Below are 23,908 nucleotides of genomic sequence, written 5' to 3' on the forward strand. Positions count from 1 at the left end.
TGTAAATGAGTGAGGAGTTGGCGTTGGAGGGAGTGCCCGATCAGGAGGCCGTGCCCGCGCCGGAAACAGTCGAAAAACATCCGACCACTGACTGGTGGGGCGAGGTGAAGGGCATCCTCTGGCTGGTCCTGGCGGTGCTGGGCTTCCACAGCTTCATCGCCAAGCCCTTCTACATCCCGTCCGAATCGATGCTGCCCGGGCTGCAGGTCGGCGATCAGCTGATCGTGACCAAATATGCCTATGGCTGGTCCTTCGTATCGCCGACCATTCCCAATCCAGTCGCGATGTTCCGCAGCCTGGTGCTGCATCAGGAAGTCGAGAGCTGGGGCGTGCAATTGCCCTTCATCCCTGGCCGGCTGTTCGGGAAGATGCCCGAGCGCGGCGACGTCGTCATCGTCACCCCGCCGACCCGCAACACCGACTATATCAAGCGGCTGATCGGCCTGCCGGGCGACCGGCTTCAGGTGATCGAGGGCACCGTGTTCATCAATGGCGTCGCGGTGAAGCGTGGCCCCCCGCACGACACGCTGATCCCGGTCGACAAGAAGACGATATGCGATCCGGAGCAATATCCCGGCGCGCTCGTGAGCGGCCCGGACGGCAAGCCCTATTGCCGGCTGACCCTGGTCACCGAGACGCTGCCCAATGGCCGCCATTATGATACGGTCGAGACCGGCCAGAGCGACGGCGACAATTTCGGTCCGATCACGATCCGCCCGAACCATGTCTTCCTGATGGGCGACAATCGCGACCATAGCGCCGACAGCCGCTTCGCCATCTCCGCCATGGGTCTTGGCGGCGACGTGCCCTGGGAGAATCTGGGCGGCCGCGCCGAATTCATCACTTTCTCGAAGAGCGGCAACGGCAGCTGGAACCCCTTCACCTGGGGTGAGAGCTTCCGGCCGGGCCGCGCCGGCACCTCGCTGCACGCAGCACGAGACAATCCCAAGGAATGACGATGGAGCAGTCCGCAGCGATCGATCCCGAACCCGGCCCGAACGAGCTGCGCGACCCATTCGTCCGCAAGGAGCTGAAGCGCGCGAGCGTATGGCTTGGCCTTGCCGCGGCGATGGCGCTGGTGGTGCTGCTGATCCAGCCCTTGCTGATCATCTTCGGCGGGCTCGTCTTCGCTGCGATGCTCGATGGTGGGGTAAGACTGCTCGGGCGAGTCCTCCCGATCGGGCGTGGACTCAGGCTGCTGATCGTGATGCTCTGCGCCGTCGCGTTCATCCTCGGCGTCTTCTATATGACCGGCGTGCAGGTCGCGGCGCAGGCCGAGCAGTTGCGCGTGACGCTCGAGGTGCAGGCGAACCGCCTGATCAGCTGGGCATCGACCAGTGGCCTGATGCCGGGCCGAGCCGATCTGAATGGGCTGGCGCAGCAGGCGATGGGCTCGTTCGGCAAGCTCACTTCCTGGGTCGGCACCGCATTGGGCGCACTGACCAGCCTGTTCATGGTGCTGGTGATCGGCCTGTTCGTCGCGATGGAGCCGCGCATCTATGATCGCGGGCTGCAATGGATGGTGCCGTCCGACATGCGCGGCGAGTTCGCCATCACCATCGAGCGCATGGCCGCGACGATGCGCCGACTGCTCGCGGGACGCCTGGCCGGCATGTTGTTCGAAGGCGTGCTGACCTCGCTCTGTCTCTGGGCGGTCGGCGTGCCGATGGCGTTGCTGCTCGGCATCCTGACCGGCATGCTCGCCTTCATCCCCAATATCGGCGCCTTCGTCAGCGGCGTGCTGATGGTAGCGGTCGGCTTCAGTGCCGGGGTCGATACCGGGCTCTGGGCGATCGCGGTCTATTTCGGCGTGCAGACCTTCGACGGCTATGTCGTGATCCCGATGGTCGCGCGGCGCACCGTCGACCTGCCGCCTGCCCTGACCCTCTCGTCGCAGATCCTGGCCAGCACCTTGTTCGGCGTGCTCGGCCTCGCGTTGGCCGATCCGATCGTGGCGATGATCAAGGTCGCGCTCGAGCGCAATTCGGAGCGCGCCATCGCGGAGGATTCGGGCGGCACATGATCAAGCTCTATGATTATTGGCGCTCCTCGGCGGCGTACCGCGTGCGCATCGCGCTCAATCTGAAGCGCGTGCCTTATGAGAGCCAGGACGTTGCGCTGCTGGAAGGCGTGCACCGCGCGCCCGAGAATCTCGCGCGCAATCCGCAGGGTTTCGTGCCGACGCTCGAGGTGGACGGCGAACCGATCACGCAGAGCCTCGCGATCATCGACTATCTCGACGCGCTTTATCCCGATCCGCCGATGGTGCCGCGCGATCCGCTCGCCCGGGCACGGGTGCTGGCCCAGGCGCTGGTGATCGCGGCCGACATCCACCCGATCAACAATCTGCGCATCCTGAAGCGCCTGGAAAGCCAGTTCGGTGCCGACCAGGCGGCGAAGGACGACTGGTACCGCCACTGGATCATCGAGGGCTTCACCGCGCTGGAGCAACTGGCGGAGGCCGGAGCCGGGCCATTGCTCGGCGGCGACAAGCCCAATCTCGCCGATGTCTGCCTGGTGCCGCAGATGTTCAATGCGCGGCGCTTCAAGATTCCGCTGGAGGCGTTTCCGAGGCTGGTGGCGGCGGATGCCGCGGCCAATGCGATCGCCGAGATCGCCGCCGCGCAGCCCGACAGGGTCAGGCCCGCCGCCTGATCCCAACGAGGGAATCGAACAGATCGAGATAGCGTTGCGCCGAATCGGTACCCGGCTCGGGTATCGGCTCGGGACGGGCACGGCCGGGCGCCAGCCAGTGGTCGAGTGCCGCGACCAGTGCCTGTTCATCACCCGGCGCCACCACGCTGCCCAGCGCCGGGCCGGTGACGATCTCCCGCACGGCGACGCTCGAGTCAGTCGAGACGACGGGCGTGCCCTCGGCCAGCGCCTCGCGCAGCACGCCCGGCACGCCTTCGAAATCGGAGGTGAGCACCACCGCCGCCGCACGTCCCAGTGCGGCGCGCGGATCGGAGACATAACCGGGCAGATGCACGCGGCCCTGCAGTCCCAGCGCGGCAGCCTGCGCCTCGAGCGCCGTCCGCTCCGCGCCTTCGCCCAGGATCACCAGATGCACGTCGCCGCGGGCAAGCCGGGGCAGCGCGGCGATCATCCGGTCCCAGCGCTTCTGCGGGGCGAGCCGGCCCACGCCGAGCAGAAAAGTGCCCGCCGGCAGCCATGACGGCGCCTCGTCGGTCAATGCCGGTGCCGGCGGATTGGGAATGACGCTGATGCGGTCGACCGCGATATGCATCGCCCCGATCGCCTCGTCGCGCATCGCCGGCGTCATCGCGACGACATGGTCGATGAAGCGCGGATGGAGGCGCAACCAGGTGCGGTAGCCGAGCGACAAGAGCGCGCCCTGATCGGTCCGGTCGAGCCGGTTGGACACCTTGGCGACGATCGGGGGGCAGCGTGGGCCGAGCCGCAGGCGCGTATAAAGAGCCATGCCGGTATAGTGGTTGCCGGGACAGAAGATCAGATCGGGCGCCACGGTGCGGACGATGCCGGCCACCGCGCGCAGCCCGGAATAGGACGGATCGCCCAGCACCCGGACATCGACACTGGCGGGGACATTGGCGGGCAGTTCAGCCGCCAGAGGCCCGCTCGTATCGCCGATCACCAGCGTGACGCGCCGCCCCAGATCGGCCCAGTTGCGCGCGAGTCGCAACAGCACCCGCTCCACGCCGCCGCCCTTAAGCGTCTGCGCATAGGCCAGAATGCTGGCCGCTTCGGGCGGAGGGGTCAGCATCTGAAGGGCGCCAATAACGACTCATTGAGGCAAAAGTTTCGCAGCGCAGCACAAAACGGACATTATTTCTGTGCAGGTTGCAAATTGCCGCAAAAACGCGATCTAGCTACGGCGCGCCAACCCCGGTCAAGACCGGAAACAGAAAAAAACGGGTCTAAACGTGGACGGACTGGGATCTAAAATTCCTATGATGGACAATGCCAAAGCTCCTCTGGTGACGGTCCCCGACCTCGCCGGGCTGGAGCCTGTGCAGACGCTGAAGCGGCGCTGGCCGATGGTGATCGGCGCGATCGTGACGATCGCGATGATCGCCGGGCTTGGGCGCGAGCTGTTCGGATCGGGCCTCGCCGGCCTCAGCCGCGCCGTGCCGCACAATCCGCTGTTCTACATCGCCTTTGCGCTGCTGTACCTCGCGCCGCCGGTCGGCGACTTCATCATCTACCGCCGCCTCTGGCGCATTCCGATATCCGGGCTGGCCGCGTTGCTGAAGAAGCGCATCGCGAACGACGTGGTGCTCGGTTATTCGGGCGAGGCCTATTTCTATGCCTGGGCGCGGCAGCGAACGCATATCGTCGCGGCGCCGTTCGGCGCGGTGAAGGACGTCAGCATCCTCTCCGCGATCGCCGGCAATACCGTCACCCTGGCAATGATCGCGCTGGCGCTGCCGCTCGGCGCGGGTCTGCTGACCCCGATCCAGCTGAGCACCGTCGAAACATCGGCGGCGATCACCTTCGCCATGTCGCTGCCGTTCCTGATCTTCTCCAAGCGGGTCTTCTCGCTGCCGCGCACCACCCTGTGGTGGATCTTCATGGTGCACGCCGTCCGCCTGATCTCGGGTACCATCTTCATCGCCTTTGCCTGGCACTATGCGCTGCCGACCGTCTCTATTGGAATGTGGCTGATCCTTGGCGCGGCCCGCATGCTCGTCTCCCGCCTCCCATTCGTGCCGAACAAGGACCTTCTTTTCGCCAATTTCGCGATCCTATTGATCGGGCAGGATGCAGCGCTTTCGGAACTGATGGCGATGACCGCGGCCCTGATATTGCTCGTGCACATCGTCCTCATCGGTTCCTTCAGCCTGCATGGCTTGCTGAGGACGAAGAATGGCGTCGCGTAAACTTCTCGCTGGCATCGCCTTGTCCGGTGCCATGATGGTCCCCCTGACGGGCAAGGCCCAGGCCGGCGTGCTCGGCCCGGACAGCTCGGCCTGCACCAGCGGCACGGGCCCGGCTATCCGCGTCAACGTATCCGGGCTGAAGGATCGCGTCGGCGAGCTGAAGCTCGAGCTTTACCCGGCGACCGAAGCGGATTTCCTGAAGGACGACCGCGACCTGGTGAAGGAAGGCAAGTTCTTCCGCCGCGTGCGCGTCCCCACCCCGCAGTCGGGCGCGATCATCATGTGCATCAAGGCGCCGACGCCAGGCCGCTACGCGCTGCTGTTCACGCATAATCGCGACGGCCGGAACAAGTTCGATTTCTGGAGCGACGGCGCCGGTTTCCCGAGCAACGTGAAGCTCGGGCGCACGCGCCCCAAGCTGAACATGGCGACGATCAATGTCGGCCCCGGCGTGACCACCACCGACATCCAGGCGCAATATCTGCGCGGCCTTGGCGGCTTCGGCCCGATCAAGCCGAAAGGTTGAGCGGTATGCGCATCGTCGACGTCAACGAATTCTACTCGCCGACCGGCGGAGGCGTGCGCACCTATATCGACCGCAAGATGGGAATCATGTCCGAACTGGGGCATGAACTGATCGTGATCGCGCCGGGCCGCGAGGACATGGTCGAAGAACGTCCGGGCGGCGGCAAGATCATCTACGTCAAGGCATCGCGCCTGATCTTCGACAAGAATTACGGCCTGTTCTGGGATGCGGCGCCGGTCATCAAGCTGCTCGACGACCTGAAGCCCGACCTGGTCGAGGCCTCGTCGCCCTGGCGACCGGCCTGGATCGTCGGGCAGTGGCAAGGGGACGCCGCCAAGGTGTTCTTCATGCACAACGACAATGTCGCTGCCTATGCGATGCGCTGGTTCGAGGCGCTGGCCGCGCCTGACCGGATCGAGCGCGCCTTTGCCTGGTACAGCCGCTACATGGGCCGCTTCCTCGACAATTACGACGCGGTGGTGACCAACGGCCCGGCGCTAGAGAAAAGGCTGAAGGCGCGCGGCGTGCGGATCGACGCGGCCATGCCGCTCGGCATCGAGCGCGGCCATTTCTCCCCCGGCCTGCGCGACGAGAAGCTGCGGGCCGCACTGCTCGCCCAGTGCGACCTGCCGCCGGAGGGCCATTTGCTGCTCGGTCTCGGGCGTCACCATCCCGAGAAGCGCTGGCGGCTGGTGATCGACGCGGTCGAGCGCGCTGGTGCTGACCTGCCGGTCGGGCTGATGCTGCTCGGCACCGGCATCGAGAGCCGGGCGATCGAGAAACGGATCGCGGGGTCGCCGCATATCCGCATGTTCCGCCCGGTCTATGACCGCGAGCGGCTGGCCCGGATCGTGGCGAGCTGCGACGCACTGATCCATGGATCGGAAGCCGAGCCGTTCGGGCTGGTCGCGTCCGAGGCGATGGCCGCGGGCCTGCCGCTGATCGCGCCCGACACTGGCGGCTGTGCCGAGATCGCCGACCCGCTCTGCTCCGAGCTCTATACCGCACGCGACGCCCAGTCGGCGGCGCTGGCGATCCACCGGCTGTTCGAACGCGATCCGGCGATCCTGCGCCGCGCCGCGAAGGTCGCCGCCGGCAAGGTGCGCAGCGACCGCGAGCACACGATCGAGCTGATGGATTATTATGCCGAACTGGTCGCGGCGCGGCACGCCGGACGCGGAAACAGCGCCGTCGCCTAAATTCCGGCGGGTTGACAGCGCCCGACCCGTTCCAGACAAGCCGCCGCAATCTTGCGGCGCGCCGCCAGGCACGAGGGCGGTCCGATCTTGCAGGAAGCACGAACACCATCGATCGCAGCGCCGCCGCGGCCCTCCCGCGCGCTGAGCGGCATCGCCTTCCTGGCCGTCTATCTGGCGGCGATGTTCCTGTGCTTCCGCGAAACCATCCTCAGCAGATTCGATCTGGGGTTCGGCGACCGCGGCGATTCGCTGATCGAGATCAGCCTGCTCGAACATTGGCGCAACGTCTTCGTCCATGGGGCGAGCTGGAACCTGCCGGCCTATTTCCATCCTTATGGCGATACGCTCGGCTATAATGACGGCTATTTCCTCTACGGGCTGGTCTATTCCTTCTGGCGGCTGTTCGCCGACCCGTTCCATGCCGACACGCTGAACATCGCCACTTTCAAGACGATCGGCTTCGTCTCGGCTTATCTGCTTGCTGTCAGGAGCCTCGCCTGGGAGCGGCCGATCGCGCTGCTGATCGCGACGCTGTTCACCATCGCCAGCGGCATGGCGATCCAGGGCGGCCATGCGCAGCTCCACACCATCGGGCTGCTGCCGATCGTCACCATCTTCGCGATCGGCATGATCCGGGCGGAACGCGCCGGGCGGCATGCGCGGAGTGCTGCGTTCGGCGGCGGTTTCGCGGCGGTGATGGCAGCCTGGTTCTTCACCTCCTATTATCTGGCCTGGTTCACGATCCTGTTCGCCTGCATTCTTGCGGCGTGCTGGGTGTGGCAGAGCGGGCAGCTTTCGCCGCGCAAGGCCATGGCATTGGTGCGCCGGCACATCATCACGCTCGCGGCAACCGGGTTCGCTTTCGCGCTCTGCATCGTGCCGTTCCTGATCGTCTATATGGCGAAGCTCGCCGAAACGGGCGGCCATGGCTACAAGATCAGCCCGCTGGTCACCTTCGTCGACCTGATCAATGTCGGGCCGGGCAATTATGTCTGGGGCTGGATCTTCCAGCTGCTCGAGGCGCTGTTCCGCGCGCTGGTGCCGGCCGGGTCCAACCTGCCCGAGCGATTCCTGCGCGGCGAGCATGAGACGGGTTTTCCGCTGCTCCTCTTCGCGCTGATCATCCTTGCCATACTCCGCGTGCTGCGCCGGCAGCCCGGCCCGACGGCGCCGCTCGACCTGCGCGTGTTCGCGCTGGCGATCGTCATCAGCTGGGGGCTGACCCTGCAACTGTGGATCCTGTCGCCCTGGCTGCTGGTCCATTATCTGGTCCCCGGTGCGAGCGGCATCCGCATCGTGCTGCGCTATCAGCTCTTCCTCATCCTGCCCGTCCTGCTGCTGGTGTTCGCGGTGTACCGCGAACAGGCGATGCGGCTGATGCGGTCGACTCCCCGGGTGGCCGCCGGATTCGCCGTCTTTCTCGTCGCCGAACAGCTCACCGCCGAACCCGCCGCGCAATTGAGCCGGGCGCGGCAGATCCAGGATCTGTGGCATATCCCCGCCCCGCCGGCCGGGTGCCGCAGCTTCTATGTCGTGCTTGCCCGGACCAGCGAGGAAGTCCCGGACAAGGCAGGCAGCGCGATCAAGGCGCTGAAGCCGGGCGAAGGCAACGGCGTCTATCCGCACAATGTCGATGCCATGCTGCTCGCGCAAATCTGGCGCGTGCCGACGATCAACGGCTTTTCGACCTTCAATCCGCCCGACTGGAACTTCGCCGATTCCAACCTGCCCGACTATGACGCCCGCGTCCGCGACTATGCTCGAAAGCACGGACTGCACGCGGTGTGCCGGCTCGATGTCCGCCAGCCCCAGCCCTGGAGCCGCCCGATCGCATGACGCCGTCCCCGACCTCGCGCCAGTTGCCGACCGCCATGATCGCCGCGATCGTCGCGCTGTGCTCGGTCGGGCTCGGCCTGCTGGTGCCGATCTATTCGGACGAGGTCGGCTGGCGATTCCAGGCGCGCATGGCGTTCGACGGCGGAGTCGACCGGTTCGTGGCCGAGAATTGCGGGCTCAACACGCTCGCGCAGACGCCCTTCTTCATGCAGCCGCTGCGCTATGCGACCGCTTCGTTCAATTCGGCCTTTGCCGATCCGCTCACGATCCGGCTGGTGGGCATGGCCTATGCGCTGGCCTGGCTTGCCTTGCTCTGGACGCTGATCGGGCGCCTCAGCCGGACGCTGGCCGAAGCGAACCGCATTCGGACGATCGGCTTCTCGCTTGCCAGCCTCGGCTTGCTCCCGTTCATGCTGGTGATCAGCCGCCCTGAACAGCCGATCCTGCTCGCGCTGACCGCCGCGATCTTCCTTGGGACCGCCGGCCTGAACAAGACGCGGAGCGAGGACGGCACGGCGGCATCGGCGATCAAGGCATTGCTGGTGGTCCTGCTCGGCATGATCGCGCTCGGCTATCACCTCAAGGGCATCATCTTCATGCCGGTCTTCCTGGCCGCGGCGGTGTTCAGCAGCCATGGCGCGAAGGGCCGGCCCTGGCGGATCGCCGCCCCGCTGGTGCTGATCGGGGCGACCGCGCTTTCGATCCCCTACTGGATCGGCCGGTTCCGCTGCCCGGCCGACCCGCTCCTTGCCGAAAAGCTCGGCCGCGAGAATATCGCGTCGGTCATCTTCAATGCGGACCCGATCGCGCCCAAGATCGGCAAGCTTTTGGCCGGCCTCAATCCGTTCGACTATATCCTGCTGACTGTCCCCAAGATGCGGAACATGTCGAACTGGCTGCCCCCGCAGGTGATCGGCCATGGCACGGCGCTGGGCTGGACCATCCTTGTCATGATCTGCTGGGCTGCGTGCATGGTCGCAGCGATCGGCGTGCTGATTGTCGTCCTGCGCCGCCGCCCGAAGAACCAGGGCGACGTCAGGCGGATCGTCTTCGCGCTGCTGATCGCCGCCACGATCCTGTTCTGGAGCGTCGCCCAGATCCACAAGAACGTCTATGAAAGCGCGCTGACGGTCCCGCTGACGATCATCGTCTTTATCTTCGCCTTCACCGCGATCCGGGAATCGACCCACCTCCTCAGGCTGACCCGAGTCCTGTCGCTGATGACGCTTGGCGGCAGCGCGATAAGCGCTGTCCTGCTCATGGCCTTTTACGGTCCGGCCTTGTCGGCGATCGCAAGGAGCCCGGGCTATATCGCAGGCCAGAAGAGCTCGTTTTCCGCCTTCGGCTATGGCGCGATCCGCGCCGATATCGTCGCGACGGGGAAAATGTGCGGCATATCCGACGATCGGCGCACCAAGGGCCTGTTGATCGACGATCTCACCTATATCGCCTTCATGAACACGTGGCGGCCGCTTCACCGGACCGGGGTCCTGTCCGACTGGAACGGCAGCATCGGTGATCCCGCAGTCTATCTCCGCACGCATGGCTCTTCCGGGGCGGTGATCGGGTGCAAATACCTGCCCCCCGCGCTGCAGCGCCGGGCGCGCCGGAACGGCGCCTATTGCTGCCTAGACGCCCCCTTCTGACGCGGGCCTCCGCTCGAAAATCTGGATCGCCTGATTGCCGAGCGGCCTGACCGCGCGCAGGCGATAAGCATTACGCATCTCCGCCATTACCAGCGCGCGCGTATCGGCGCGTTCGCCGCGATAGGCAGGCCGCAGCACGACGATGGCGGGCTTCAGGGCCAGGATGCGTGCGATCTCCGCCGTCTGGTCCACCCCGATCGCCCCCCTTTCGCGCACGCGCCCGAGATGGCTCGGGAAGAGATAGCGCGTCAGCGTGCATCGGCCCGTGGCGGGATAGAGCGCCGTCTCGCCCGAATAGACATAGAGGCAGCCCGGCCCCTGTCCGATCGCATCGGCGATCGCGGTGAATTGTGCCTGCGTCCCGCGCGTGAAGCGCTTGCTGATCAGCACGATCTGGCCGCCGATAAAGGCTAGGATCAGCACTGCCAGCACCGCACGCCGCCCGTCGCGGTGATCGCCGAAAAAGCCCGAAGCGCACACCGCAAGGGGCACCATCAGCGGCAGGGCATAATGGTCGAACCAGGAGCCGAAGATCAGCAGGCCGAACGCCGCCGCGATCGCCCAGGTGAAGAGCCAGCGGCGCAAGGCCGGCGTCTCCGGCGTCTGGCCGGTCGACCCGACCGCGAGGATGGTCGCAGCGATCAGGGGCGAGGTGATCAGCAATATCTTCGCCAGATTGCCGAGTTGCTCGAACAGCGGATCGGCGTTTCGCTCCAGGATCGAGGTGAGGTTGGCATAGATCCAGGCGTCGCCCGCGCCGATCGAGGCAAAGGCACACCAGGCGAGCAAGGTCGGCAGCACGGCAAGCGCAACCAGCGCACCTCCATAAGGCAGGATCGACCAGCGCTGGCCCGAACGCCATTCGCGCACCAGCAGCCACAGGCCAAAGAACATGCCTTCGAACACGACCGAATATTTGATCTGGAGCGCAAGCCCGACCAGTGCCATCGCCATCAGGCCACGTGCGCGGGGGGTATTTTCCCCCGGGCGCGGCGCGATCAGCACGGCGGCGCCGATGATCAGCAGATTGTAGAAGATCGGGGCCTGGCCGCCCTGCCCGTCGACGAAATCGACCCACAGCACATAAGCGAGCGCCCCGGCGAGCGCGCCCTTCTTCCAGCCGGCGCGATCGGCCAGGCGCGCGATCAGCAGCGCCGTCGCGACCAGGCTGGCCAGCGCCATCGCCTGATAGGCCCAGATGCCGACCGGCATGCCGAGCGCCGCCGCGGGCAGATAGACCAGGAACAGCCCGATCGGCTTCCTGTCCCAGACATCGACATAGGGCAGCGCGCCATGAGCCCAGGCCTGCGCCGTCACGAAATAGAATTCCTCATCGACATGGACGATCGGGTTGCCGAAGGTGACCGCGCGGGCGAGGATGGCGACAAGCAGGACGATCAGAAACCGTCGGCCGGGCGCCATCGGCCCGGACATCAATAGCGTCAGCCGGTCCGCGGCCTTGGAATAAAATCGGAGCATCGACTCGCGCCTTAGAAGCGATGACACCGGCTGTCACGGAGCCGCCATCATGCGGGCGCAAGGGCGGCATTCAGGCAGGAGGAAATGACCATGCACCACCGGATCGATCGCCGCTCGTTCATGCTGACCGGATCGCTGGGGCTGGGCGCCTTCGCCATTCCCGGCTTCGCGCAGACGGCGACGGTGGCCGGCGGGCGCGGCTTCACCCATTCGGTCGCAAGCGGCGAGCCGATGGCGGATTCGATCCTGCTCTGGACGCGCTATGTCCCCGCCAATGGCGGCGCAGTCGAGCTGAAGGTTGAGCTGTCCGAAACCGCCGATTTCGCCAGGGTGGCCGCGGGTGGCGTGCAGATCACCGGACCGTGGCGCGACCATACGGCGAAGATCACCGTCGCCGGGCTCACGCCGGGCCGCATCTATCATTTCCGCTTCGTCGCGCCCGACGGCAGCTTCTCGCCCGTCGGCCGGACAAAGACCTTGCCCGAAGGCGCGGTGCGGCGCTTCCGCGCGGCGATCTTCTCCTGCTCGAACCTGCCCTTCGGTTATTTCAACGCCTATGCACATGCCGCGGCACGCGACGATATCGATCTCGCGGTGCATCTCGGCGACTATCTCTACGAATATCCCGCCGGCACCTATCCTTCCGCCAAGGAGGCCGTGCCTGGCCGCGTGATCGAGCCGGCGACCGAGATGATCCACCTCGCCGATTACCGGCTGCGCTACGCCAGCTACCGCGCCGACCCGGATCTGCAAAAGCTGCACAGCCTGGTGCCGATGATCGTACAATGGGACGATCACGAATCTGCGAACGACAGCTGGGAAGGCGGCGCCGAGAACCACCAGGCCGATGAGGGCGACTGGAATGCCCGGCGCGCCGCCTCGATCCAGGTGTTCCGCGAATGGATGCCGGTCTCCGACGAGCCGTGGAAGGCCTATGATATCGGCACCCTGGCGACCCTCTTCCGCACCGAGACCCGGCTGCTCGCCCGGACCGAGCAGCCCGATATCGCGCCCTTGTTCAAGCAGGCCGATCCGATGGCGGCGCTGAAGGCGTTCCGCGACGGCGCGTGGGCCGATCCGGGCGCGACGATGATGGGGTCGCAGCAGGAGGACTGGCTGGCGCATGCGATGCGCGCCTCGGTCAAGGCGGGGCAGCGCTGGCAAGTGGTCGGCTTCGGCACGATCATGGGCCGGACGGTGATGCCGCTCGCCGCGGCGAGCTGGCTCGCGCCCGATGCGAGCGAACGCTCCAGGAACTATGTCGAAGCGGGCATTGCAGCGGCGAAGGTCGGCCTTCCGTTCAACTTCGACAATTGGGGCGGCTATCCCGCCGCCCGGGCGCGCTTCCTGACATCGTCGCAGGCGCTCGGCGCGAACCTGGTCGTTATCTCGGGCGACAGCCACAATGCCTGGGCATACGACCTGGCGCAGGACGGAAAGCCCGCCGGAGTCGAGTTCGCCGGGCACAGCGTCACCTCCTCGGGCTATGAAGCCGGGCTTGGCGTCGACCCGAAGATCCTGGCTGCGGCGCTGGTCGAGGCCAATCCGGAGCTGAAATGGTGCGACACCAGCCGGCGCGGCTATATGGCGATGACGATCACGCCCGACCGGGTGACCAATGACTGGATCATGGTCGACACGATCAAGACGCCGTCGGCCAAAGGCAGCATCGGCCATAGCGTCAGCATCGCGCGGGGCCGCAATATGATGGCATAGGAAGGGCGGGAATTCGGCGCCGATCGATTCAACCGCGATCGGGATTGTCGCATCATGGCACCGGGTGGAACTCCCGGGTGCCGCCCCGCTCTTTCCCATTGTCGTGCCGTATCGAGTGGAAGGCATTTCCCTGTTCCGGCGGGGAAATTCCCTGTTATCCGGCCCGAATTCCCTGTTATTCAGGAACAGGGAATTCCATATCAAGCACCTGATATCAGGCGTGAATTTTTTGACAAAAGCGCGCCCGGAACGGGTGAGAAAAAGGAATTCCCTGTTATTTTCCCTGTTAATCCGCAGGAACAGGGAAATTTCACCGCTTCGACACCCGGCGACTCGTGCAAGGATTCGCCTTCCCGAACGCTTGACTCGCACCTCGGAATGCCGTGCTGGCGCATCGAGGGGAGCGGATAGCTGACGGGCACGGGCGAAAGCGAGGCGTCGACCTATCGGCGCGAGATCGACGGGCTGCGGGCGATCGCGGTCCTGGCGGTCGTGCTGTTCCATGCGCGCATCCGAGGCTTTCCCGGCGGGTTCGTCGGAGTGGATATCTTCCTCGTCATCTCGGGCTATCTGATCACGCAGCTGATCCTGCGCGAAAGCGCGGAAGGCGACTTCACCCTGATCGGTTTCTACGAGCGGCGGGTGCGGCGCATCCTGCCTGCGCTGCTGGCCATGCTCACTGCCTCGGGTATCGCCGGCTGGATCTTGCTACCGGCGGATTTCCGCGATTTCGGCCAGAGTCTCGCGGCGATCGCCTTATTCGGCTCGAATCTGCTCTTCTGGGGCTGGGAGGGCTATTTCAGCCTGACCACCGAAGCGACGCCGTTGCTCCACACCTGGTCGCTGGCGGTGGAGGAGCAATTCTACATTCTGTTCCCGGCTTTGCTCCTGCTGGTGCGGCGCCAGCCCTTCGCGCTGCGCACCGCGCTCCTCGCCGGCGGGCTGGCGTCGTTCGCGTACAGCGTCTGGGCGGTGCAGGCCGATCCGGGCGGCGCCTTTTATTCGCCGTTGTCGCGCGCCTGGGAGTTCATGGCGGGCGCGTTGCTTGCCGCCGGGCTGTTGCCCGCGCCGCGCTGGCGGTGGCTGGGCGATGCGATCGCGCTGATCGGGCTCGTCGCGATCGGCCATGCGGTCTGGACCTTGTCCGAACGATCGGCCTTTCCCGGGCTCAACGCGGTCGAGCCCGTTCTGGGCGCCGCCGCGATCCTCTATGGAAGCCAGGTTGCGGGCTCACGCGTCGCGCACGCGCTTGGCGTCAGGCCGCTGGTCGCGATCGGGCTGATCTCCTATTCGCTCTATCTCTGGCATTGGCCGCTGATCGTGTTCGGCAATTATTATCTGCTCGGGCCGTATCGCTATGTCCGGCTGGCGATGGTGCTACTGGCCTTTCCGCTCGCGTGGCTGTCCTGGCGCTATGTCGAGCTGCCCTTCCGCAAGCCCCGGCTGCTGCTGTCGCGGCGCACCCTGTTCCTGAGCGCGCTCGGCGCAAGCGCGGCGCTCGCGCTCTACGGCGCCGGCCTTTATCTCGCCAATGGCCTGCCATGGCGTTTCGATGCGGCGGTGCAGCGGCTCAACGAACGCGGCCCCGAGCCCGACTATGGCTGCGCCGGTCGGCCGGTCGCCACGATTCGCAGCGAAACACGCTGCCGCATCGGCGGCGCGGCAAAGCGCCCGAGCTTCGTCCTGTGGGGCGATTCGCACGCGGCGGTCTATCTGCCCGCGCTCGACAAGCTGGCCCGACGCCACGGCATAGCGGGGTACGACCTCACCTCGCTCGGCTGCCCGCCGTTGCTGCCGGTCCGGGCGCAGGAGGAAAAGGCGAACCAGTGGATGTTCCGCCCGGAACGAAAACGGGAATGCGCCGCACGCAACGCGGCGGTGATGCGCTTCCTCGCCGAGGCGCGGCCGCAGGTCGTGCTGCTGGCGGCGCATTGGAGCGTCTATGGCGGTGGCCTGCACCCCGATCCGGAAGGACCGGGTGGCGACAGGCGCGCCTTTGAAGATGGCGTGCAGCAATTGCGCGCACTCGGCATCGCGGTGCAGGTCGTGCTGGACGTCCCCGACGCACCGTTCGCCGAACCGCGGCGGATGGCCAAGGCCCAATTGCTGGGCATGATGCGCAGCATCGAGCCGCCCCGCGCGGAACATCTGCACCGCGACGCCGCCTTCCACGCCATCGCGGCGGATCTCGAACGGCACGGGCTGATCGGCGTGATCGATCCATCGCGCCTGTTGTGCGGCCCGTTGACCTGCAAGGTCACCGATGCGGGCTATCCGCTCTATTTCGACGGCAACCATCTGAGCGCGCGCGGGGCGCTTCTGGTGGCGCCCGCGTTCGAACCGGCGTTGCAGACCCTCGCGCCACCGAGCGACTAGGTCATTCCCGCATCGCCTCGAAGGTCACCCGGTTGATCGGCTCGAGCAGATAGCCGAACAGGGTCCGCTCGCCCGTGCGGACCAGCACCGATGCCGGGAGGCCCGGCTTGACCAGCGAGGCCGGCACATGCGCCGACGGCGTGATCTCGACGATCATGGTGAAGTAGCGCTCGCCGGTGCGCTGGTCGGTCAGCGCATCGGCCGAGACGGTACGGACCGTGCCCTCGACCACCGGCGCGGTGCGCGATCCGCCCGCCTCGAGCCGCACGAAGGAGCGCTGGCCGGGCCTGACATCATCGGCATGTGCCGGAGTGAGCTGCGCCTCGACCACCAGCCGGGGCGACACGGGCACGATATCGAGCAGCGGCTCGCCCGGGCGCACGACACCACCGACGGTCGTCACCGCCAGCCCGACCACCGTGCCGTCGACCGGCGCGACGATCCGTTTGCGCGCCAGTACCTCGCGTGCATTAGAGAGTTTCTCGGTCACCTCGACCAGCTCGGACTGAACCGATCGCAGCGCCTCCGCCGCGGTCACTCCGCCCTCGCGGCCGACCTGGCGGCGCGCGATGCGGGCCTCGGCGATCTGGGCGCGGGCGCGTTCGGCCTGGGCATTCATCGAATGCTGCTCCCCGCGCAGCTGCGCGGCCGCGCGCTGCAGGGCGAGCAGCCTGGGCCGCGTCGCATAGCCTTTTTCGACCAGCGCGCTGGTATCGCGGATCTCGCGTTCGAGCAGCGCGAGCTGCTCGCCGCCGGCGGTCGACTGGGCGGTCGAACCCTGCACGTCCTGGCCGAACTGGACGAGCTTCTGGTCGATCTCGGTCTCCTGCCCGCCGCGGCCGGCCTTGCGCGCGCCGAACGCAGCCCGCTGAGTCGCGATCGCTGCCTGCACCGAAGGCGAGGATGCGCGGGCAAGCAGGTCGGGCGGAAAGGCGATGCTGTCGCGACCAGCCAGCTCCGCCTCGCGCGCTGCCTGTTCCGCCCGCAGCGAATCCGCCCGTGCCTGCAGCACCTGGACCTGCAGGCCGGCATCCCCGTCGTTGAGCTGGATCAGCAACTGGCCGGCCTTGACGCGCGTGCCGTCGCGCACCGCGATCTGTTTGACGATGCCGCCGTCGAGATGCTGCACGGTCTTGCGCTTGCTTTCGACCGCGACCCGCCCCTGCGCCACGACGCCGCTCATGATCGGCACCAGCGTCCCCCACAGGATGATCACCGTGACGGCCAGGCCGAGCCCGATCGCCAGCCGCCGGATCGCCGGGGCGATCGGCCGGGTCAGCGCAGTGGCGAGCGCCTCGCGCTCCTCGGCGGTGCGCGGCACCGGCGTCATCGCGTTCATGCCCGCACTCCCACACCGACATTGGGCAATAGCTGCGGCAGCAATTCGCTGGTCGCGCCGAACCGCGCGATGGTGCCGCTCTTGAGCACCAGGATCTTGTCCAGGCCGTGCACCAAGGCCGGGCGATGCGCGATCACCGCCAGGGTCGCGCCGCGACGCCGCACTTCGGCGATCGCTGCCTTGAGCGCTGCCTCGCCCTCGCCGTCCAGCCCGGTCTCCGGCTCGTCGAGCACGACCAGCATCGGATCGCCGTAGAGCGCGCGCGCCAGGCCGATGCGCTGGCGCTGGCCGCCGGACAGGCCGAAGCCCGCTGCCGCCACCGGCGTGTCATAGCCCTTGGGCAAGCCCAGGATCATGTCATGGGCATTCGCCGCCCGCGCGGCCGCGACGATCGCCTGGTCGTCGCGCTCGGTCAGCCGCCCGATATTGTCGGCAACACTGCCCGGTAGCAGCGTCACGTTCTGCGGCAGATAGCCGATATGGCGGCCGAGATCCTCGGGATCATATTGGCTGATGTCGGCCCCATCGATGCGCACCGACCCGCGGCCGACCGGCCAGGCGCCGACCATCAGCCGTGCGAGCGTCGACTTGCCGGAGCCGGAAGGCCCGATGATCCCGACCGATTCGCCCGCCGCAAGCGCGAAGGAAATACCCTTCAGGATCGGAACGGTGCCGGCCGGCGCCGTCGCGATGACATTGTCGAACGTCACCACGCCCTTTGGCGCGGGCAGCTTCAGGGTCACCGGCGGGGCCGACTGGTCGCCCAGCGCGGTCAGGCGCGCCCAGGCGCTCCGCACCGTGAACACCTGGCGCCATGAACCAAGGATCTGGTCGACCGGGCCGAGCGCCTTGGAGAAGACGATCGAGCAGGCGATGATCGAGCCCATGCTGACCGAGCCCTGCACCGCGAGCCAGGTCGCGAGGCCGAGGATCAGGGTCTGGCTGGCCGATCGGATGCCGCGCACCACTGAGGCAACGCCGCTGGTCGAGACGGTCGCGGTGATCTGCGCGCTGAGCGCCAGCCGGTTGAGTTCGGCCGCGCGCCCCTCGGCGCGCCCGGCATAACCCATCGCGGTCGCGCTTTCGGCCGCATCGAGATGCGCCTCGAGCGCGTCCCCCGCCTGGCGTTGGCGCGCCACCATTTCGTCGGCGGTACGTGCCATCGCGCGACGGCTGATCCAGGCCGCGATCATCAGTGCCGCCGCGCACGCCAGGCTGAGCAGGCCGATCGTCACATGGACGATGAACAGCACGATCACGAACAGCGGCACGAACAACAGGTCGATCAACGCGGCCGGGATCGGCCCGGTGACGAAGCCGCGCACCTGCTCCAGATCCTCGAATGCCCGCGCCCGGCGGCCCGGCGTCCCGGCGAGCGCTGCCTTGCGCGACACCGCCAGCACATCGGCCTCCATTTCCGCATAGAGCGCGGCGCCGGCCCGCGCGAACACCAGCCCGCGCAGCATCTCGAAAAGCGCGGTCAGTGCCACCGCGACGAGCGTGATTCCGGTGATCGCGATCAGCGTGACGCCGCTGCGCGACGGGATCACCCGGTCATAGAGCTGAGTCAGATAGAGCGGCGAGACGAGCGTCAGGAGATTGATCGCGAGACTCGCGCCCAGCGCGGTCGTCAACGGCCGTCGAATATAGGGCAAGTCGAGAAAGCGCTTCATAATGCCCTGTTGCGACAAGAATATCGGGGTGACGCGATATATCAGCGAAATCCGTGCCGTTGGCGAGTCGCTATACCTGTTCAGCGCCCGAATAGGATCGAACAAAGGGCAGCGCGCCCAGCATCGCCGCCATCTCGCCCCGATCCAGCCGGCGCGTGTTGTGCGAGTTGAAATCGCCCAGTCGCGACAGGCGTTGCTCGCCTTCGCCGAAATAGGCCTCGTAATTCAGGTCCCTATTGTCCGCCGGGACCCGGTAATAGGCACCGCGATCCTCCGCGACTGACATTTCCTCGCGGCTGAGCAGCGTCTCGAACAGCTTCTCGCCGTGGCGCGTACCGATCACCCGTACCGGATGGTCGGGCTTGCCCATCACGTCGAGCACCGCGCCGGCCAGGTTCTCGATGGTCACCGCCGGTGCCTTCTGGACGAACAGCTCCCCGTTCGTGCCATGGTCGAAGGCGCAGCGGACCAGATCGACGGCCTCGTCGAGGGTCATCACGAATCGCGTCATCGCCGGATCGGTCACGGTGATGGGCTGGTTCTCGCTGACCTGCTTCATGAACAGGGGCACGACCGACCCGCGCGACGCGAGCACATTGCCGTAGCGGGTGCCGCAGATCACCGTGCCGGTACCCTCGGCGACCCGTGCCTTGGCGATCATCACCTTTTCCATCATCGCCTTGGAGATGCCCATCGCGCTGATCGGGTAGACCGCCTTGTCGGTCGAGAGGCAGACCACGCGGCTGACGCCGTTGCGGATCGCGGCATCGAGCACGTTGTTGGTGCCCAGGATGTTGGTGTTCACTGCCTCCATCGGGTGGAATTCGCAGCTCGGCACCTGCTTGAGCGCCGCGGCGTGATAGATGAAGTCCACGCCCCGGGTCGCCATGTCGAGCGTGCGGAAATCGCGGACGTCGCCGATATGATATTTGAGGCGCTTGTCGCCGAACCGGATACGCTGATCTTCCTGTTTCTTCTCGTCCCGGCTGAAGATGCGGATCTCGCCGATCGGAAGATCGAGAAAAGTCTTCAGGATGGTCGACCCGAACGTGCCGGTCCCGCCGGTGATCATCAACGTCTTGCCGGTCAAATCCTGCATCTGAACCGTTTCGCTTCCTGACGGATGTCGGCGGAGATCAAGCGATAGCCGGCCCGCACATTCTTGTCACAGGATTTGGCGGCCTGCCGATGCCGGGTATGCCCGGTGCGTTCGCGCGGCATGCCGGGGTCGCACCTGGCGGAGACGGAGTCCTTCTCCGCCATACCCAAGGCATCCCAATCTGTACTAATCTTGTTTATATTCAACAAGATGATATAGGTGTTCGTGCTGCGAAGTCTCATAAATTCTCGCTCAATCCCATGTTTTATGTGGGTCTGGATGTGGGATTTTTTTATGGCGGAGACTTCGACTGAGTATGGCGGAGGGTTAGGAGAAACAGGGAATATGCCCAAGAAAGCAAAGGAAATTTCTGCACTCGCCTTGTCCAAGCTGAAGGCTGAGGGCCGCTATGCTGTCGGTGGTGCCGACGGGCTGCATTTCCGCATCGTAGGCAATAGCAGGGCCTGGGTCCTCCGCATCAAGGTTGGTGCAAAGCGACGCGATATCGGGCTCGGTCCGTATCCGGAGGTTTTGCTTGCCGATGCGCGTGAGCTTGCCCGGGAATATCGCAAGAAGGTCCGCAACGGCGTCGACCCGCTTGCTGAAAAGCGGGAAGCGCGCGTTGCCGCGAACGTCGCCAAGGCAAAGGCCAAGACGTTCGAGGATTGTGCCAAAGCCTATGTTGAAGCGCAGCGTGCCGGCTGGAAGAACGAAAAACACGCCAAGCAATGGAGCGCTACACTCGAAACCTATGCCTATCCGGTGTTCGGATCGTTGCCAGTTTCCTCGGTGGATCGCGCCCTGGTGCTCGAGGTGCTCAACCCAATCTGGGCGACGAAAACGGAAACGGCTACCCGTTTGCGGGGTCGCATCGAATGCGTGCTGGATTGGGCAAAGGTCAGCGGATACCGGGACGGCGAGAATCCAGCTCGTTGGCGCGGGCATCTGGACAAATTGCTTGCCGCGCCTTCGAAAGTCCGAAAAGTCGAGCACCACTCTGCGCTGCCTTACGCTGAAATGGGCACCTTCATGGCCGAACTTCGCAAGCGCGACGGGACATCGGCGCGCGCCTTGGAATTCGCGATCCTGACTGCTGCTCGCTCGGGAGAAGTGCGGGGCATGACTTGGCCGGAAGTCGATTTGGCCGGAAGGGTTTGGACGATACCTGGCGACCGGATGAAAGCGGGCAAGGAGCACCGCGTACCCCTGTCGGACGCCGCTGTCGCCGTCCTGGCTACCATGCCGCGCATTGTTGACGTGGACTACGTCTTCCCATCCACTCGCGGAGCCGCGCTATCGGATATGGCGCTCACGGCCGTACTGAAGCGAATGCATCGGGGCGGCCTCACCCAGCACGGTTTCCGATCGACCTTTCGTGATTGGGCGGGCGAGACGACTGCATTCCCGCGCGAGGTCATCGAACATGCCCTGGCGCACCAGCTCGCCGATAAGGCCGAGGCGGCTTATCAGCGCGGCGACTTGCTGGCAAAGCGTGCTCGTCTGATGGCCGAGTGGGCGACATTCAGCGGAGAACAGGCGACGTCCGAGGCTATTGTCGCAACGATCGAGGACGCCACGTGAGCTGGCTAGCCGGGGTGTGCTGCACGGCGCAACCGGTCGTTGATCGCAAGACCGATCCCGCATGACGGGATGGGAGTTACGGCAATGCGACGAGCCGGCGACGCGTCGGCCCGGTGCAAAGCCTCGAAGAGGTTCGATGCGGCCTCGACCAGGTCGCCCATAACCGAAAGATTGTCGTCGCAGGAGGTCGGCCCGAAGCCCATTCCCCACTCGTCATGATGTGCGCTTTCGGCATCGAGACGAAGCGGCTTCGCCGGTGAGTAGTGGCTCGCGAGCTGCCCCGGGGCGATGGCGCTGGCACCAATTGCGCCGCCGGCCGGGTCGGCGGCGCTCGATTTCGCTCATACTCACATATCCGATTACATGATCGCCTTGTGAGCGAGGCACGAAAACGATGATCCCGGAAAGGCCGATATTCTATTCGCCGGCTGTGATCGAATAGAACGTCGGGTTCTTCAGCCATTCGCTGACCGCGGATTCCCGCCAGCCGGCGCAGCGAATGCTGATCTGGACGTTCTTCGGGAACGTACCGTTCTGCATCTTCCGGTATAGTGTCGAGCGGCTGAGGCCGGTGCGTTCGAGAACGGCTTTCAGGCGAAGGATTCGGTCGGGCGCGTCGTTCATTGCGTGATCCAGTCAGTTCTTTCTGGCTCCCCGCGCACAGGATTAGGATTCTGGAAGCAGACGCAAGTGGACAATGCCCGCGTCGCGCCCAGGATCACTCTGTGGCGTCGTAAAAGAAGCTCTGGCGCATGGTCCGGATCCAGCATGGGATTCCTCGGAGCGTCTCGCGCTCGTGGCGCGACCGCGCTCAATGCCGCTTCGCTCCACCGAGCCGCTTCGCGTCTCGTCGGCATAGCCGTGACGATCGCATGACGTGTGGCCGGACGTGCCGTCCGGCAAGCGGGCATCGCGCGGGCGCGATGGCGTTGGCCTCCGGCACTCGAACTGGCGGTGTGGGCGTCGCTTCCCTCTCTGATGATCGTTTCAAGTGTTTTCGACGCATGGGTTCGGACCGCAGCTGGAAGCGGCCTGCATTGAGTATAGGCGGGCAAGGTCGAAGACGGGGCCGCAGACGTCGGTGAACACGCTCTGATGCGCGGGTTGGCTACCGCATTTCCGTTTTTCGTCCGGGGCTGTTCCAGTCTAGTGTCGGGCGTCGGCGATGCCGGCCACATACAGGGTATCGGACATTCCCCACGTGGCCCCGCCTTCGGCCTTGCCGGCCAGGGTGATTGTTCAAGCCCCCACCGGCACCTCCCGGCCGATGGCCCAGACGAACGCGGCGAGTTCGCGCGCGACGGCGACCACCGCGATGGTGCTGCGCTTGCCGCCGGCGCTGAGCTTTCGATACCGCTCGCACAGGCGGCTTTGCGCCTTCCACGCGATGTCGGTGACCGGTTTGGGAAGTTCCTCGATGACGTGGATCTTCGAGCGACGGATGCGCGGCGCATGCCGATAGCCCCATGACGCCTCGACGAGCGTGCGCCGCACGATGGCGTTGCCGCGTCTGGTGATGCCGCCCCGTTTGACCCGGTCGCCGGTCGAGCGCTCCGAGGGGACCAGCCCGACATAGCCCATCAGCTGACGCGGATTCTCGAACCGGGCCAGGTCGCCGAGTTCCGCCATCAACGTCACAGCGGAGATGAGCCCGATCCCGCGCAGCGCCTGCAGCGCGGCGACGACGGGGGCGAGCGACCAGTCCTCGAGCATGGCCTCGATCGCTGCCTCGGTCCGCTTTTGGCGTGTCTCGGCATCCAGGACAGCCTGGAGCGCTTCGCCCAAGGCGATGTCGGATGCTCGCTGGCCGAGATTCTGATCAGCGAGCCAGCGGCGATGTTTGGCGCTCCAGCTCTTCTTGCCGGGATAGATGCGCCCATGACGAAGCATCGTCGCGCTGACCTGCTGGCGCTTCATGCGGGAGTCGCGCACGGCGGCTTCTCGCGCCCGGACGAGATCGCGCATTGCTTCGTGCGGCGCATCGGGCACCCACACGGGAGTCAGTTCGCCCGCCCGCAATAGCCTCGCCAGATCCATGGCGTCGCGGCGGTTGGTCTTGACCCGATCGCCAGGGCGACGCGGCATCGAGGTCGGCGCGATGACGATGCAGTCCTGACCCAGGTCCATCAGGCAGCGGTGCAGGCCATAGCCCGTAGGTCCCGCCTCATAGCAAAAGTGCAGCTCGTCGTATTTCGCGGCCAACTTTGCCACGAGCTTGCGCGTCGCCTCCGGTGTGTTGGGGATCTCCCCCATATACCGGATTTCGCCCGTCCGGCCGGCGTCGGCGACCGCTACTGCGTTGTGCAGCTTCGCCACGTCCAGTCCGACAAACGCTTCAGAACCCTGCTGTCCCATGCTCGCTCTCCTCACGTTGAGCCCGGCATTCTCCACCCTCTTGCTCTCATGCGCGACTGAGCCGGAAAGGAGGCGGGATAGGCAGCGATCATACGGTCTAGTCCCGCAGCGGCGAGCAGCAACCCGAGGCAAGCCTCGGGTGCGGCACTGCGTTGGCCCCTTCGGGTGCAACCCGCCGCTCTTGCGGGACTGCCGGTCCGCTCCTGCCGCCCACCCCGCCA

At 65.9% G+C, this 23,908-nt stretch carries 20 protein-coding genes; 11 read left to right on the top strand and 9 right to left on the bottom strand.

The features are described 5' to 3' along the window. Positions 1-5: 5 nt before the first annotated feature. The 3 genes from lepB to maiA are packed head-to-tail and all read left to right on the top strand — an operon-like array spanning position 6 to position 2,655. Complete coding sequence (gene lepB, locus WC729_RS25535; RefSeq protein WP_372857286.1) at positions 6-956, top strand: signal peptidase I; 951 nt, start codon at positions 6-8, stop codon at positions 954-956. Next, on the top strand, positions 953-2,023 hold the full coding sequence (locus tag WC729_RS25540) for an AI-2E family transporter (RefSeq protein WP_372857287.1): 1,071 nt from the start codon (positions 953-955) through the stop codon (positions 2,021-2,023). Before lepB ends, WC729_RS25540 begins: the two co-directional genes overlap by 4 nt. Then, entirely contained in the window at positions 2,020-2,655 is a 636-nt protein-coding gene (gene maiA / locus WC729_RS25545; protein ID WP_372857288.1) for a maleylacetoacetate isomerase, read from the top strand. The genes WC729_RS25540 and maiA overlap by 4 nt, the downstream gene beginning before the upstream one ends. Here the strand turns inward: maiA and WC729_RS25550 are convergent. Next, positions 2,639-3,745 (bottom strand): glycosyltransferase, encoded by a 1,107-nt coding sequence (locus tag WC729_RS25550; RefSeq protein WP_372857289.1) that lies wholly within the window; start codon positions 3,743-3,745, stop codon positions 2,639-2,641. The two genes, maiA and WC729_RS25550, sit on opposite strands and share 17 nt — an antisense overlap. Before the next feature lie 187 nt (positions 3,746-3,932). Here WC729_RS25550 and WC729_RS25555 point away from each other — a divergent pair, with 187 nt between their 5' ends. From WC729_RS25555 to WC729_RS25575, 5 genes are all read left to right on the top strand, one after another. Further along, positions 3,933-4,862, top strand: coding sequence for a hypothetical protein (locus WC729_RS25555; protein ID WP_372857290.1), 930 nt, complete (start codon positions 3,933-3,935; stop codon positions 4,860-4,862). Beyond that, positions 4,849-5,388, top strand: a complete 540-nt coding sequence (locus WC729_RS25560) for a DUF2141 domain-containing protein (protein ID WP_372857291.1) — start codon at positions 4,849-4,851, stop codon at positions 5,386-5,388. Before WC729_RS25555 ends, WC729_RS25560 begins: the two co-directional genes overlap by 14 nt. 5 nt (positions 5,389-5,393) lie before the next feature. Then, positions 5,394-6,587 (top strand): glycosyltransferase, encoded by a 1,194-nt coding sequence (locus WC729_RS25565; protein ID WP_372857292.1) that lies wholly within the window; start codon positions 5,394-5,396, stop codon positions 6,585-6,587. A gap of 87 nt (positions 6,588-6,674) precedes the next feature. Then, positions 6,675-8,423 (top strand): hypothetical protein, encoded by a 1,749-nt coding sequence (locus WC729_RS25570; protein WP_372857293.1) that lies wholly within the window; start codon positions 6,675-6,677, stop codon positions 8,421-8,423. Further along, the gene (locus WC729_RS25575) at positions 8,420-10,069 is read left to right on the top strand and encodes a hypothetical protein (RefSeq protein ID WP_372857294.1); all 1,650 of its coding nucleotides are present in this window, start codon (positions 8,420-8,422) and stop codon (positions 10,067-10,069) included. The genes WC729_RS25570 and WC729_RS25575 overlap by 4 nt, the downstream gene beginning before the upstream one ends. Here WC729_RS25575 and WC729_RS25580 read toward each other — a convergent pair. Next, positions 10,052-11,548, bottom strand: coding sequence for an ArnT family glycosyltransferase (locus WC729_RS25580; protein WP_372857295.1), 1,497 nt, complete (start codon positions 11,546-11,548; stop codon positions 10,052-10,054). The two genes, WC729_RS25575 and WC729_RS25580, sit on opposite strands and share 18 nt — an antisense overlap. A gap of 90 nt (positions 11,549-11,638) precedes the next feature. Between WC729_RS25580 and WC729_RS25585 the strand changes: the two genes are divergently transcribed. Beyond that, a complete protein-coding gene (locus WC729_RS25585) occupies positions 11,639-13,264 on the top strand; it encodes an alkaline phosphatase (RefSeq protein ID WP_372857821.1) in 1,626 nt (541 codons plus the stop codon). A gap of 465 nt (positions 13,265-13,729) precedes the next feature. Then, positions 13,730-15,640 carry an acyltransferase family protein gene (locus tag WC729_RS25590; protein WP_372857822.1) on the top strand — a complete coding sequence of 637 codons (1,911 nt, stop codon included), beginning with the start codon at positions 13,730-13,732 and terminating at the stop codon, positions 15,638-15,640. A gap of 1 nt (position 15,641) precedes the next feature. Here the strand turns inward: WC729_RS25590 and WC729_RS25595 are convergent, their stop codons facing one another. From WC729_RS25595 to WC729_RS25610, 4 genes are all read right to left on the bottom strand, one after another. Beyond that, positions 15,642-16,979 carry an HlyD family type I secretion periplasmic adaptor subunit gene (locus WC729_RS25595; protein ID WP_372857296.1) on the bottom strand — a complete coding sequence of 446 codons (1,338 nt, stop codon included), beginning with the start codon at positions 16,977-16,979 and terminating at the stop codon, positions 15,642-15,644. After that, positions 16,976-18,652 carry a type I secretion system permease/ATPase gene (locus WC729_RS25600; RefSeq protein WP_372857297.1) on the bottom strand — a complete coding sequence of 559 codons (1,677 nt, stop codon included), beginning with the start codon at positions 18,650-18,652 and terminating at the stop codon, positions 16,976-16,978. The genes WC729_RS25595 and WC729_RS25600 overlap by 4 nt, the downstream gene beginning before the upstream one ends. 70 nt (positions 18,653-18,722) lie before the next feature. Further along, a complete protein-coding gene (locus WC729_RS25605) occupies positions 18,723-19,751 on the bottom strand; it encodes a polysaccharide biosynthesis protein (RefSeq protein WP_372857298.1) in 1,029 nt (342 codons plus the stop codon). Beyond that, entirely contained in the window at positions 19,739-19,993 is a 255-nt protein-coding gene (locus WC729_RS25610) for a hypothetical protein (protein WP_372857299.1), read from the bottom strand. The genes WC729_RS25605 and WC729_RS25610 overlap by 13 nt, the downstream gene beginning before the upstream one ends. 103 nt (positions 19,994-20,096) lie before the next feature. Between WC729_RS25610 and WC729_RS25615 the strand changes: the two genes are divergently transcribed. Further along, positions 20,097-21,332 carry a tyrosine-type recombinase/integrase gene (locus WC729_RS25615; protein WP_372857300.1) on the top strand — a complete coding sequence of 412 codons (1,236 nt, stop codon included), beginning with the start codon at positions 20,097-20,099 and terminating at the stop codon, positions 21,330-21,332. A 5-nt stretch (positions 21,333-21,337) separates the two neighbouring features. On the opposite strand, the gene WC729_RS25620 is transcribed toward WC729_RS25615, so the two are convergent. The 3 genes from WC729_RS25620 to WC729_RS25630 all read right to left on the bottom strand — a co-directional run bounded on the left by WC729_RS25620 (position 21,338) and on the right by WC729_RS25630 (position 23,687). After that, positions 21,338-21,637, bottom strand: coding sequence for a Sua5 family C-terminal domain-containing protein (locus WC729_RS25620; protein ID WP_372857823.1), 300 nt, complete (start codon positions 21,635-21,637; stop codon positions 21,338-21,340). 112 nt (positions 21,638-21,749) lie between these two features. After that, the gene (locus tag WC729_RS25625) at positions 21,750-21,956 is read right to left on the bottom strand and encodes a helix-turn-helix transcriptional regulator (protein WP_372857301.1); all 207 of its coding nucleotides are present in this window, start codon (positions 21,954-21,956) and stop codon (positions 21,750-21,752) included. 615 nt (positions 21,957-22,571) lie between these two features. Next, entirely contained in the window at positions 22,572-23,687 is a 1,116-nt protein-coding gene (locus tag WC729_RS25630) for an IS110 family transposase (RefSeq protein ID WP_372857824.1), read from the bottom strand. Between the last annotated feature and the right edge of the window lie 221 nt (positions 23,688-23,908).

It is taken from the genome of Sphingomonas sp., assembly GCF_041661825.1.
Taxonomy (GTDB): Bacteria; Pseudomonadota; Alphaproteobacteria; order Sphingomonadales; family Sphingomonadaceae; genus Sphingomonas.